The sequence below is a fragment of the Oceanobacillus longus genome (assembly GCF_042650085.1).
Classification (GTDB): Bacteria; Bacillota; Bacilli; order Bacillales; family Amphibacillaceae; genus Oceanobacillus; species Oceanobacillus longus.
In genome coordinates this window covers 141,886-154,288 of record NZ_JBHSAO010000008.1, presented here as the reverse complement: position 1 = coordinate 154,288, position 12,403 = coordinate 141,886, and the positions used below count along the sequence as shown (strand labels likewise).

Sequence of the window (12,403 nt, the reverse complement as noted above, 5' to 3'; positions counted from 1 at the left end):
GATATAGGTTGAGGAGGTTGGTAGAATGGATACGATCATCTTTGATGTGGATGACACATTGTACGATCAAGCATTATCATTTAAACGGACATGCACGAAAATGATTCAGGAAACATTTACAGATGCGGAATTAGATAAACTTTACATAACGAGCCGGAAGTATAGTGATGCGTTATTTGATAAGAGTGTTGCAGGAGAGATATCAATAAAGGACATGCACATTCTTCGTATTAAAGCTGCATTAGAAGAGTTTGGAATAACGATTAGCGATGAAAAGGCAATGGATTTCCAGGAAGCTTATGTAGCTGAGCAACAAAAAATTGCCTTATTTGACGAAGTAGAAGAACTGTTGGAATTGCTATATCAAGAAAATAAACAACTCGCCATCTTAACAAATGGATCTAAGGGCCACCAATCGATGAAAATAAAACAACTTAAATTGGATCGATGGATACCTGAAGAACACATATTTATTTCTGGGGCCATTGGACATGCTAAACCAACACGAGAAGTTTTTCATATTATCGAAAATAAACTAAAGTTGGACAAGAAAAAAACCGTCTATATTGGTGATTCATTTGATAATGATATTGTTGGTGCAAAACAAGCAGGGTGGCATGCGATATGGATGAACCATCGCAAAAGAAATAACCGTGAAGATATTTTCAAGCCGGAAAAGATCGTGTATAGTGCGAGCGAGCTTTTAGATATATTTAGAAATGATTATTCACCGAATAAATAGATGAAGCAAGAGGTATTGATGATTTAGACAATGCCTCTTGCTTTTTGAATTTTTGAGAGCAGAAAAACCAATAAATTCGGTATTTGACATCATAATTGTATCAAGATGATTTCCTCCAGAGACGAAGAACCTGCCACTTTAAAATGAGTGGTCGTCTGTAGGAAATACACCTTGTTTTACTTCTGAGATGTATGTTTTAATGGCTTCTATTCCTTGCGTATTAAAGTCCCCATAGGTTTTTACAAATTTAGGAAGACGATCAACACCATAGTTAACAATGTCATGATAAACCAGTACTTGACCATCACAATGGATACCGGCACCAATCCCGATAGTTGGGATGTCTATTGCTTCTGTTATCATGTGAGCTAGCTCCTTTGGAATACATTCCAAGACGAGTGCAATTGCCCCTTGTTTCTCCACCTTTTTTGCATCTTCAAGCAGTTTTTCTGCTGTGTTTTTATCTTTACCTTGGACTTTAAAACCACCAAGTACGTTTACAGATTGTGGAGTTAACCCTAAATGGGATATAACAGGTATACCTGCTTCTGTTAGTCTTTTAGTCAAATGTAAAGTTTCTTCTGTTGCACCTTCAATCTTTATGCTTTGGGCATTAGTTTCCTGGAAAATTGCCCTTGCGTTTCTTAATGATTCCTCAAGTGATACGTGATAGGACATGAATGGCATATCTACGACGATAAATGTATTTGGTGCTCCACGCTTTACTGCTTTTCCATGATGAATCATATCTTCTGGTTTAACTTCTACAGTTGATTGGTATCCAAGTACAACCATTCCTAACGAATCACCAACAAGAATCATATCGATAGCTGCCTCTTCTGCATGCTTTGATGATGGATAGTCATATGCAGTAACCATTGTTATCTTCTGCCCATTCTGTTTCATTTTTTTTAAATCCAAAGTACTTAACATGTTATCTCCTCTCAGAATATTGGCAGCGAAAACACTACCGTTATTCTATATGAACTGTTATTAAAAATTTCAAATCTAATGACTATGTTGATTATACAATAAGAAGATAGAAAATTGTATCTTTTATAAATGATATAAAAATAATTAAAATCCATCCACCATATTCTCCATATTGTTTAGTTTCATTTGTAGAGGGAAAAATCTGGTTGTTTTTAATTTTTGCGTGCAATGGGATATACCTAATCTGTGATGATGGACCTGACCCGTATCCCTCTTTGAAACAGGTGAAAATCTATGTGGTTATTGTTATTATTAAGTCATACAGTGTGTTATTTCTTGTTGATTAATCTTGAAAGAACATCCGTACAAGGAGGATATAGTAATGACTAATTACGGAACTTTGCATGAAACGAATGGGAAATATACGTTGAAGTTTCAACGACTATTCACTCAGCAACCTGAGCAGGTGTACAATACAATGATTCAACCAGATTACTTTACGCAATGGTATCCATTTGCGACGGGTGAGATGGAACATAAAGAGGGCGGAAGAATTTCCTTTGACGATGAGGAAGGGTCAATATATGAGGGAATTATTACGAAGTTTAATCCTCCACATGTGTTTGCATTTCAGGAAGTGGATGATTTGCTTTCTATAGAGTTACAACCGGAAGGCAAGGGATGTCGCTTGGTTTTCAAGCATACTTTTGCTGATCAATCTATGGCAGTTATGACTGCTGCAGGGTGGCATCGTTGTCTTGACGCACTAGGCATGTTAGTTAACGGTAAGGCAGTAACCTGGCCTGACAATGGTACAAAGCTGCGTGAAATATACGCGGAAACTATTGGTGTTTAATTTTTGAGGAAGCCTTATGGGGATCGGGACAAAAACCTGTCCCTCCGTCCCTATTTCCTGAACTCATTCAACCTTTTATAGGTCTCGAGTAGGAAGTCGTAAAACAATTCTTCTGTTGGGAGCAGTTTGCGTTGTGTCGGGTAGATGACACCAACAGTACGCATCAGTCTGGCGTCTGTTAATGGAATGACTACAGTGGAACGCGGTGTATTATCCACTAATGTCATTTCCGGCATTAATGCCACTCCTAACCCAGCAGAGACTAATCCTTTTAAAGCATCGATATCTTTCCCTTCAAAAGCAATTTGTGGTGTAAATCCTGCTTGTTTACAAGCATCGACAACCTGTTCACGAAATATAAATCCTTCCGGTAGCACAACAAAGGAGTCGTGGTTCAAGTCTTGTAACATGATGGAAGCCTTATTTGCTAATGGATGGTGGAGGGGAAGGAGTGCAACGATATTTTCCGAAAATAATGTTGTTCCCTTTATTTTTTTCTCTTTATCTTTATTTGGCATTGGGGCAATCATAGCCAGATTGAATTCACCTTTTACCACACCATCAATTAAATCATCGTAGAGAGCATTGCTCATCTGGAATTTCGCTTCTGGATATCTTGTTCGAAAGGCATAAATAATCGAAGGCAAGGTATGGGCGGCCATACTAATTGGAAAAGCGATTCGAACGGTTCCTTTTTCAGGGTTCAAATATTCTTTTACTTCGCGCTTTGCTTGTTCCATTAGGTTTGTCACTTGTTTCATGCGTTCAAAAAATATTCTGCCAATCGGAGTTAATTTCACACTTCTCCCTTCCCGTATGAAAAGCGCAACACCCAATTCATCTTCTAAATTGAAAATTTGTCTGCTGACAGAAGATTGCGCAACATGCATGGCATCAGCAGCCTCTGTCACGTGCTCTCTTTTGGCAACTTCCATAAAATATTGAATTTGTCTCGTTTCCATATTTTATCACTCCATCATATCATGCATTAAAAGCATTGATTTCATCGTTTATTCATATTGAAACTATCATTTATTATACTATAAAATAAATATATGACAAAAAATAAAAATTAATTGAAATAAATTAGGGGCTGAATTGTATGAAAGTACTAGAAGAAGTACAAATGACACAAACGCAACACGCCAAAGAATATGTGAATCAATTATTAAAAACGGTGGAAGATCGTAATCCGAATGAATTGGAATTTCAACAAGCTGTGAAAGAAGTGCTTGATTCTTTAATACCTGTACTTGTGAAAAATCCAACATATATACAACAAGGTGTTTTAGAAAGAATGATCGAACCGGAGCGTTTGATTACGTTTCGAGTACCGTGGGTAGATGACAATGGAAAAGTAAACGTAAATCGTGGATTTCGTGTTCAGTTTAATAGTGCACTTGGCCCCTATAAGGGTGGACTCCGCTTTCATCCTTCCGTAAACGCGAGTATTGTTAAATTTTTAGGGTTTGAACAAATCCTTAAAAACTCTTTAACAGGGCAACCAATTGGTGGGGGTAAAGGTGGTTCAGATTTCGATCCAAAAGGGAAATCTGATATGGAAATAATGCGCTTTTGTCAGAGCTTTATGACAGAACTCAGCAAGCATATCGGACCAGATATTGATGTTCCAGCTGGTGATATTGGGGTTGGAGCAAAAGAAATTGGTTATATGTTTGGGCAATATAAGAAATTAAAAGGTGCATACGAAGCAGGTGTGTTAACAGGAAAAGGCATTGGTTACGGCGGGAGCTTAGGCCGAAAAGAAGCGACAGGGTATGGTACAGTTTACTTTGTCGAAGAGATGATGAAGGATCAAGGATCTAGCTTTGATCAAAGTACTGTGGTCGTATCCGGTTCCGGAAATGTTTCTATCTATGCGATGGAAAAAGCCATACAGTTGGGAGCAAAAGTAGTAGCGTGTAGTGATTCAAGCGGCTATATTTATGATCCTAATGGCATTAATTTGGATACGGTGAAACAATTAAAAGAAGTAGATGACAAACGGATTCATGAATATGTGAAAGAACATCCGGATGCTTCTTTTGAAATCGGTTGTTCCGGCATCTGGTCTGTAGCTTGCGATATTGCTTTACCATGCGCAACCCAAAATGAGCTGGATAAAGAGGCAGCAGAGATGTTGGTTTCAAACGGTGTAAAAGCTGTTGGGGAAGGAGCAAATATGCCTTCTACACAAGAAGCCATCGATATTTTCTTGGATAATGAAGTTCTATTCGCTCCGGCTAAAGCAGCTAATGCAGGTGGGGTTGCCGTCTCAGCACTAGAAATGGCTCAAAATAGTACTAGGCTTGCATGGACCGAAGAAGAAGTGGATGGAAGATTACATGATATCATGAAAAATATTTACCGTAATAGTTTAGAGCAATCCAAAGCATATGATGCGCCAGGCAATTTCGTTGTAGGTGCCAATATAGCTGGGTTCGTAAGAGTAGCGGATGCCATGATTGAGCAAGGGATTATTTAAACGGAAATTCTAATTCGTGTGGAGTTCAACTGTATGGTAGTTGAACTCCACACTTTTGCGTTTCAGAAGTGGATAATTTGTGGGATATGATTGGAAGGTAACGTGGAGACTGGTTTTACCTTTTCAGAATTTGACACCTCTCACATCTAAAAGATTCAATTCACTACTTACCCTTTATTTTAGCACTTTATTTGCTAAATAGCTCATTGTTAAATAATTTAATTTCCCCGTATAACTCTGTTTCAATAGTTAATTGCTTCTAATTTTATTTTCTAATAGCCAAGCATAATATACAAATTTAATATAAAATATTAGAAAATTTGATATACTTATATGTGATGAAGTAAATGATATAAGAGAGAGGGTCTGTCTATGACTGAGATTGGGTTAATTCGTCACGGCACTACTGCATGGAATAAAGAGCTAAGAGCCCAGGGGAGTTCTGATATTCCACTGGATGAAGAAGGTTTAATGCAGGCGAAGCAGGTTGCTGAGCGATTAAATTCAGAAAAATGGAATGTTATCTATTCCAGTGACTTATCAAGAGCACGGCAGACTGCAGAAGCAATAGCGATTAAAATTGGAATACCGGTACAGGTGGATTCCAGGCTTCGTGAACTTGGTGGTGGGTTGATCGAAGGAACGACGGAGGAAGAACGACTCCGCAAATGGGGTAGGGAATGGCGGAGCCTGGATTTGGATATGGAATCATCGGAAAGCTTAATTGCTAGAGGTACTTCATTTATGGAAGACATCATGGGAAAACATGAGAATCAAAGAATTTTAATCGTCAGCCATGGAGCTTTTTTAAGACGGCTATTAAAGAATATCGTTCCTCATTTTAACTTTGAAGAATCATTGAAAAATACGTCGGTTACTTCTTTGGTAAGATCCGATAAACAATGGGATTGCAACTTATATAATTGTACGAAACATATTGTCGAAAGCTAAGTGTGATGTTGGTTCGTGTCCTGAAAGTGATTCATTACGAAGCATTTAAAAGTTATTAAAAATTATAGGGTGTCTGATTCTCGCCGTTAATGTATTAAACGGTTGGAATCAGGCACTTTTAGTAGATAAGAAAGCAGATACATTTGACAGCAATTAATTCAGACACTAAATAGCCATACTTTAGACACACGACTTATCGATGGTTTTTGATACTGCATTTTGATGGTATATTAATTTAAACAACATATACAATCCTTGCCATTCAGTAGAACGAAGCAAAAGGAGGAGAATCCCTTGCCGAAAAACATTAAAGGAATACTATTGTTATTAATCTTATTTATTATTCTTGTTCTCCTATTTTCAAAACCACTTTATACGACATTTATAAATGTCTCAACGGGAGAGATCCCACTGTCCCTACTTGAAGCTGATCCGAAAACACCACCAACAGATGATTATTACGAGGCAGCATCCGGCAAAAGTGGCGAAGAGTTAAAAGCAGCACTACATAATATTATTGATGATCATACTGAAATTTCCTATTCAAATGTTTGGGAAGCACTTCGTGAAACAGATGAAGATCCAAGTAATTCATCTAATGTTATTCTTCTTTATACAGGCAGGTCCCAAGGAGAATATGAAAATGGCGGAAATACGGATAACTGGAACAGGGAACATGTTTGGGCAAAATCGCATGGAGATTTTGGAACTGCAACGGGTGCTGGTACAGACCTTCACCATTTGCGACCAACAGATGTTTCCATAAACAGTGCAAGAAGTAATTTTGACTTTGATGAGGGTGGCAGGGAACATATAGAAGCAGATGGAAACTATTATGACTCAGATTCTTGGGAACCAAGGGATAATGTAAAAGGTGACGTTGCGCGAATGCTATTCTATATGGACGTGCGATATGAAGGAGATAGTGGAGAACTGAATTTAGAATTAAACGATCAGGTTAACAACGGTTCTGAACCATATCATGGCAGGCTCTCTGTATTGCTGGAATGGCATGAAGCGGACCCGGTTGACGATTTTGAAAGAAGAAGAAATGAAATTATATACAACGATTACCAACATAACCGTAATCCATTTATTGATCATCCGGAGTGGGCAGTGGAGATTTGGGAATGATGTTCAAAACTGAATTACAACAAGGGAATAGTTCTTTGTCCCGTTGCTATAAAGTAAAGCGTCAGCACCCACTTTTTGTGAGCTGGCGTTTCGCTTTTGAATTTTAAGTGGGGTGATAAAGCCTTGTTCCTAATGGATTTCTATTAAAGCTTCGTGCTTTCCTTTACTTGTAGGAAATGGTAGGATTTTAACAGTCTTCGTTTTGTATTTAATTTAATGTATTGTGAATTCGTTAGTAAAGGAGGATACGATGATTTACGAATATATATTAGTTTTTATAGGAGCTGCTATTCCTTGGCTGGAAATTGCAGTCGTCATCCCATTGGGAATAATAAGAGATTTATCGCCATTTTGGGTAATGTTTTTAGCATTTATTGGTAATTTACTTACGGTTATCCCGGTTATTTATGGATTTGAAAAAGTGAAGGTTTGGTACGAAAAGCGACAACAGAAAAATGGAAAAGAGCCTTCGAAACGTTCAGATCGTGGTAAAAGGATTTGGAACAAGTATGGACTCCCTGGACTTGCTATGTTAGGTCCAATATTAACGGGGACGCATATTGCTGCATTTATTGGGATGTCCCTTGGCGCTGAAAAAAAGTGGGTTACACTCTGGTTGACGATTAGTATCGGTGTTTGGACATTAATTATTGGACTAGCTACGATACTAGGCTTAGATATTTTCCTATAAATAGATAAGACATGGGGTATTCTAAGTGGGACGATAAACTATCCCTTTGTTCCGAATTATGATATTCTATACATTAATGTAGATAGAGGAAGTGAAGCTTAAGTGATAGATATAACCATTCCGAAACCAGATGTTACCATTATGAAACAGAATAATCCAGAGTTAAGTAATATTTATGGATTTACCGATTTTCACTTGATCACAAGAGAAAAGGGCGGTATTTTCATGTTTTATAACGACAATGATGAGTTATTATTTGTCGGAAAAGCTAGAAAGTTAAGACCAAGAATTAAAAAACATTTTCAGGATACTGTATCGCCAATGAAAATGCATCGCGATGAAGTTACGAAAATTGAGATTTGTTTGGTTGAAGAACCAGCCGATAGAGAGATCTATGAAACGTATATCATTAATAAACTTCAGGCAAAATACAATGTAGATAAAGTATTCTATAAGCAAACCTGATGAATAAAAGCAATACGGACAGTCATGTTAGACGATGCCTATTGCTTTTTTAATTCCCCAAAAATGTATAAGGGCTTATGAGAGGCTTAAGAATACTGGATAAAAGGATGAAAACGAACTTGGAATTTACAAATCAAGATTTATCGACCTATGTATATATGTACTCCTACCCTGAGGAAGAGCGCTCTTTATGTGCTCTGGAAATGCGTTCCTTTTTTGGAAAGGATACGGACAATAAAGTACTAGAAAGCTTTGTGGAAGTTGATCCTTCAAGAAGTCCATTTATGAAAGAAAGAATCCGTGTGATTTTTGAAGAGGAGAACTTTCAGGACCTTCTCAAGCAAACAGAAACGTTGGATTTAGAAGGAGCAACATTCAAAGTAAATTATGTGAAAAATAGGGCTCTTGCAAAAGCAGAGAAGGAAGGCTTCAAGAGACGGCGTATAGTTGAGAAAGAAATCGGCTTACATGTTTATGGGGAAGCGGATTTAGATCATGCCGATCGACTTTTTGGCGTAACGAACGTGAACGGGAGATGGGTATTCGGCGACTATACGAAAAGCGAGCCTGTCTGGTTGCAACATCAGAAGAAGCCACATGAATATTCGACTGCGCTGGGTACACGTGTGGCAAGGGCGGTTGCAAATATTGCTATTCCAATTCCACACGACATCAAAGCAATTGATCCCTGTTGTGGAATTGGGACAGTACTAGTAGAAGCTCTATCGATGGGTATTGATATCGTAGGAAGCGACAGAAATCGTCTAATCATCAATGGCGTAAGAGAAAACATCGAACATTTTAATCTTGAGGGAGAAGTAAACTTAGCTGATATTCGGGATATCACGAACCACTATGATGTCGCAATTATTGATTTGCCTTATAATTTATGTTCGGTTATCTCAGATGAAGAGCAACTAGAAATGCTCCAAAGTGCTCGGAGATTTGCAGATAAACTAGTCGTCGTAACGGTTGAGCCGATCGATGAAGTTATTGAAGCAGCGGGATTTTCAATTACGGATAGGGCGGTTGCTAAAAAAGACCTATCAGGATTATTTACTCGTGAAGTAATCGTATGTGAGTGATAGTAACTAGCTTAACAGAGGGGACACCACTTGTCTTCTCTGTTATTATTTGCAAAGGATTGATTTTTATTTTAACCATCTATCATTGTGTAGATGATTCATTTTCATCAGACCGGGTATGCAAGAAGTATAGACAAAATTAAAGGAGCTGATGTTAAAATGGATAAAAAATTAATCGGTGGCGTTTTCTCTAATGTTAAGAATGCAGAGAAAGCTATTAAAGAGTTGCAAGCACAAGGATATGGAAAAGAAGACATATCCGTTTTTGCTAAAGACAAGGATAAAGTAAAAGATATTGAAGAGGAAACAAACACAGACGTATCATCAAATAAAGGTGGAAGAGGCAAAAACGCAGGAAAAGGTGTTGGAATTGGTGCTGTTTCGGGCGGTGTACTAGGCGGTATTAGTGGCTTGATTGTTGAAGCTGGATTATTAACAATCCCTGGTGTAGGTCCACTACTAGCAGCAGGCCCGTTGGCAACAACACTTGCGGGTCTTGGTATTGGTGCCAGTGGTGGAGGACTTGTCGGTGCGCTGGTTGGAGCCGGTATACCGGAAGAGCAAGCGAAACAGTATGAACAGTATCTGAAGGACGGAAAACTCATTGTAATGGTAGAAGCAAACGAGAATAATGAAAACTTTGTCTACCGCACCTTCTTAACAAATGATACGGTTAACACGACGATGTATCCTGAAGCAGTAATCATTGAAGGAAATGGCTCAAATAAACTATAAAATATTTTTCAGGAACGAAGGAGAGAAGAACTTTACAAGAGTTCTCCTCTCCCTTTTTACCGTGTAGATGATTAATGCTATACTTACATAACATATTTTATATGGAAGGGAGTTTTAGAATCGATGAAGTACATGAAATCTCAAATGAAAAAATTGGTTAGCAACAACGAGGAATTACAAAAGCGATTAAAACAAATGATGGAGGAACACGATCTGGAGAAAAGCTTCGCCCTTAAGGCTTTGTACCATTCTGAAGTTGCTGCTGGTGGAAAATATCAGAAAGCATATCAAGAGCTTGAGTAGGGATGAGGGGGTTCCTTTTCTCCGTTGGTCGGTAAAACTGAGATGATAAACCTGTCCCTAGTCCCGTGTATCAGACAAAATTGATAAAAAGAATAGCGGTTATAAGTATAACAGTGATTGTTAAAATAAATAGAAGAGAACGTTTCCGGGATATATTTGCCTTTTGCAGATCCTGCCAATTGTTTGGTTTAATACCACTTAACCAGAAAACAATTACAGCCGATAAAAGTATTGAGTAAATGTTGACCATTAATAGAATAAACGGGACAAGAGCTTCAGTCCAATTCCCCGTTCCGAGAATCATACCGAATACAACAGCAGGCGGGAGCAAGGCTACTGAAACCATAACACCTACAAGAGCACCTGTATTTCTTTTGACAAAAGAAAGTGCACCTGCAGCACCAGATACGAGCGCCGCAATTACATCAATAATTTGAATGTCTGTCCGCGAAAGAAACTCATCACTGTAAATTGGTGGATCGAAGAAAAAACTAAATATAGCGGCAATTACTACTGGAATTCCTATTCCAACTAGAGATGTAATAATGGACTGACGTATTAATTTAAAATCACCGAGAACGGAAGCAAATGAAATAGCTGTTACGGGACCAATAAGTGGGGCAATTACCATCGCACCGATGACGATTGCTGGACTGCTTTTTATAATGCCAACCGTAGCTACGATAGCGGAGAAAATAATAAACCAAATATAACTGACGCTTATACGGCTTGACCCCTGAACTGCCGTATATAATTCGTGCCGACTCGCCCGCTGCAGGTCCTTTTTTTCATCCCCTTCTTCTTTCTCTTTTTTCCTTGGAAGATATGTTTGTACCGGCAGCAACATAACTTGATAAACGTCTTCACCACCGGGCAACCTTTCCAAATAATCAAGCATTGATTCTACGTCATTGGTTTCTAATAGAATCCGTGTTAAATGCTTTTTTTTCTCTTCTTCGGAATACCAATAGGAAATAACAGAAAAATGATCTTTTATTTCTTCTATATTTAAAAAGTCCTTAGGGGCATAAATTTCAAGCAACTGTAATGGCATAATGTTCGTCTCCCATATACAAAGAAAATATTACGCCTTATTGTTGCCTATATTTCTCTTTTAATAATGAATAATGATGCTAATTCACTTTTTTAAAACTGGAAACTTCTGCCGTTTAAACATATCCTCAATTCCATGGATACTTATGAAACTTCTGTATCGTAACATTTGGATATTGGATCTCTTCGTAAGTATTGTTGCTTTTCAATCTTCGCAGTAGAGATAAATTGCGACATAAGATGGGAGCTTCGGCGGCCGCTCTGGGAAATATACTTCGCTTTCCGTGGACGGCGGGATCGCAGTTACTTCGTAGTTTTTACAAATTATGTCAATAACAACAGTTTTTTTTCGGTGGGGCGCGTAACCAGTTCCAATCTTTTAGTAAACAGAGTTAATATTTAAGAGAAAACATTTTAATAACCTTCAAAAAATCCGGAATGTCGATAAGCTCTGATAATTTGGTATCACTGTTAATCCTTCTTATTCGATGAATCCAGAGCTTTCATGAAGTAAGCTGTTGGCAGGAGAACACCGATTGCAGATTCAATAATTGCAAAGAAACGTACTGATCCTACTGGAAGCATGTCACCATACCCTACTGAGAAAAGGGTCTCTCCACTAAAATAAAGGAGATTCAAGAAGGTAGGTTCAACTGGTTCCCGATTGGTAAGACTTTCAACTAAAATAACGTCCTCTAAAGATAGAAGGTAGTACAGTAGGGCGAAACCAACTAAAACGCCACATAAAACGAAAAACAGTTTTAGAAAAAGAGCTGTACTGAAATAACTTTTTCGATAGGTTTTATTTGCAAAAAAATAATAAAGATTAATTGCTATAAATACAATCGTTGCTCCGATTAAAAAATTATACATGTCAATACCCTTTCATCTCTATATGGTTTAAGAAACCATTCCCAAAACCGTATGGGAATAAACTATGGAAGATATTGACAATGAAGTAAATAGGGCT

The 12,403-nt window shown here is 37.9% G+C and carries 14 protein-coding genes; 10 read left to right on the top strand and 4 right to left on the bottom strand.

All coding sequences use genetic code 11. The features are described from left to right. Positions 1 to 25 precede the first annotated feature (25 nt). Positions 26 to 742 (top strand): HAD family hydrolase, encoded by a 717-nt coding sequence (locus ACFOUV_RS11390; RefSeq protein ID WP_379496894.1) that lies wholly within the window; start codon positions 26 to 28, stop codon positions 740 to 742. 138 nt (positions 743 to 880) lie between these two features. Here ACFOUV_RS11390 and panB read toward each other — a convergent pair whose 3' ends face one another. Further along, complete coding sequence (gene panB, locus ACFOUV_RS11385) at positions 881 to 1,675, bottom strand: 3-methyl-2-oxobutanoate hydroxymethyltransferase (RefSeq protein WP_379496893.1); 795 nt, start codon at positions 1,673 to 1,675, stop codon at positions 881 to 883. Positions 1,676 to 2,057: 382 nt separating this feature from the next. Here panB and ACFOUV_RS11380 point away from each other — a divergent pair, with 382 nt between their 5' ends. Then, positions 2,058 to 2,531, top strand: coding sequence for an SRPBCC family protein (locus ACFOUV_RS11380; protein ID WP_379496892.1), 474 nt, complete (start codon positions 2,058 to 2,060; stop codon positions 2,529 to 2,531). Between the two features lie 50 nt (positions 2,532 to 2,581). Here the strand turns inward: ACFOUV_RS11380 and ACFOUV_RS11375 are convergent, their stop codons facing one another. After that, entirely contained in the window at positions 2,582 to 3,493 is a 912-nt protein-coding gene (locus ACFOUV_RS11375; protein WP_379496891.1) for a LysR family transcriptional regulator, read from the bottom strand. Between the two features lie 140 nt (positions 3,494 to 3,633). Here ACFOUV_RS11375 and gdhA point away from each other — a divergent pair, with 140 nt between their 5' ends. The 8 genes from gdhA to ACFOUV_RS11335 all read left to right on the top strand — a co-directional run bounded on the left by gdhA (position 3,634) and on the right by ACFOUV_RS11335 (position 10,380). Next, the gene (gene gdhA / locus ACFOUV_RS11370) at positions 3,634 to 5,016 is read left to right on the top strand and encodes an NADP-specific glutamate dehydrogenase (protein WP_379496890.1); all 1,383 of its coding nucleotides are present in this window, start codon (positions 3,634 to 3,636) and stop codon (positions 5,014 to 5,016) included. A gap of 372 nt (positions 5,017 to 5,388) precedes the next feature. Continuing rightward, complete coding sequence (locus ACFOUV_RS11365) at positions 5,389 to 5,967, top strand: histidine phosphatase family protein (protein ID WP_379496889.1); 579 nt, start codon at positions 5,389 to 5,391, stop codon at positions 5,965 to 5,967. 294 nt (positions 5,968 to 6,261) lie between these two features. After that, positions 6,262 to 7,101, top strand: a complete 840-nt coding sequence (locus ACFOUV_RS11360; protein ID WP_379496888.1) for an endonuclease I family protein — start codon at positions 6,262 to 6,264, stop codon at positions 7,099 to 7,101. A 250-nt stretch (positions 7,102 to 7,351) separates the two neighbouring features. After that, the gene (locus tag ACFOUV_RS11355; RefSeq protein ID WP_379496887.1) at positions 7,352 to 7,792 is read left to right on the top strand and encodes a small multi-drug export protein; all 441 of its coding nucleotides are present in this window, start codon (positions 7,352 to 7,354) and stop codon (positions 7,790 to 7,792) included. A 102-nt stretch (positions 7,793 to 7,894) separates the two neighbouring features. Then, positions 7,895 to 8,257 (top strand): nucleotide excision repair endonuclease, encoded by a 363-nt coding sequence (locus ACFOUV_RS11350; RefSeq protein WP_379496886.1) that lies wholly within the window; start codon positions 7,895 to 7,897, stop codon positions 8,255 to 8,257. A 119-nt stretch (positions 8,258 to 8,376) separates the two neighbouring features. Continuing rightward, complete coding sequence (locus tag ACFOUV_RS11345; RefSeq protein ID WP_379496885.1) at positions 8,377 to 9,342, top strand: TRM11 family SAM-dependent methyltransferase; 966 nt, start codon at positions 8,377 to 8,379, stop codon at positions 9,340 to 9,342. Between the two features lie 159 nt (positions 9,343 to 9,501). After that, positions 9,502 to 10,077 carry a general stress protein gene (locus ACFOUV_RS11340; RefSeq protein WP_379496884.1) on the top strand — a complete coding sequence of 192 codons (576 nt, stop codon included), beginning with the start codon at positions 9,502 to 9,504 and terminating at the stop codon, positions 10,075 to 10,077. A 123-nt stretch (positions 10,078 to 10,200) separates the two neighbouring features. Then, positions 10,201 to 10,380, top strand: coding sequence for a hypothetical protein (locus tag ACFOUV_RS11335; protein ID WP_379496883.1), 180 nt, complete (start codon positions 10,201 to 10,203; stop codon positions 10,378 to 10,380). 70 nt (positions 10,381 to 10,450) lie between these two features. Here the strand turns inward: ACFOUV_RS11335 and ACFOUV_RS11330 are convergent, their stop codons facing one another. Continuing rightward, a complete protein-coding gene (locus tag ACFOUV_RS11330; protein WP_379496882.1) occupies positions 10,451 to 11,434 on the bottom strand; it encodes a TIGR00341 family protein in 984 nt (327 codons plus the stop codon). Positions 11,435 to 11,904: 470 nt separating this feature from the next. Further along, positions 11,905 to 12,306, bottom strand: a complete 402-nt coding sequence (locus ACFOUV_RS11325; protein ID WP_379496881.1) for an ion channel — start codon at positions 12,304 to 12,306, stop codon at positions 11,905 to 11,907. Positions 12,307 to 12,403: the final 97 nt, after the last annotated feature.

Bases quoted from the DNA above. Each gene is read 5' to 3' on its own strand.
- ACFOUV_RS11340 (WP_379496884.1), top strand. From the start codon at position 9,502: ATGGATAAAAAATTAATCGGTGGCGTTTTCTCTAATGTTAAGAATGCA.
- panB (WP_379496893.1), bottom strand. From the start codon at position 1,675: ATGTTAAGTACTTTGGATTTAAAAAAAATGAAACAGAATGGGCAGAAG.
- ACFOUV_RS11330 (WP_379496882.1), bottom strand. From the start codon at position 11,434: ATGCCATTACAGTTGCTTGAAATTTATGCCCCTAAGGACTTTTTAAAT.
- ACFOUV_RS11390 (WP_379496894.1), top strand. From the start codon at position 26: ATGGATACGATCATCTTTGATGTGGATGACACATTGTACGATCAAGCA.
- ACFOUV_RS11380 (WP_379496892.1), top strand. From the start codon at position 2,058: ATGACTAATTACGGAACTTTGCATGAAACGAATGGGAAATATACGTTG.
- ACFOUV_RS11335 (WP_379496883.1), top strand. From the start codon at position 10,201: ATGAAGTACATGAAATCTCAAATGAAAAAATTGGTTAGCAACAACGAG.
- ACFOUV_RS11355 (WP_379496887.1), top strand. From the start codon at position 7,352: ATGATTTACGAATATATATTAGTTTTTATAGGAGCTGCTATTCCTTGG.
- ACFOUV_RS11365 (WP_379496889.1), top strand. From the start codon at position 5,389: ATGACTGAGATTGGGTTAATTCGTCACGGCACTACTGCATGGAATAAA.
- ACFOUV_RS11325 (WP_379496881.1), bottom strand. From the start codon at position 12,306: ATGTATAATTTTTTAATCGGAGCAACGATTGTATTTATAGCAATTAAT.
- gdhA (WP_379496890.1), top strand. From the start codon at position 3,634: ATGAAAGTACTAGAAGAAGTACAAATGACACAAACGCAACACGCCAAA.
- ACFOUV_RS11375 (WP_379496891.1), bottom strand. From the start codon at position 3,493: ATGGAAACGAGACAAATTCAATATTTTATGGAAGTTGCCAAAAGAGAG.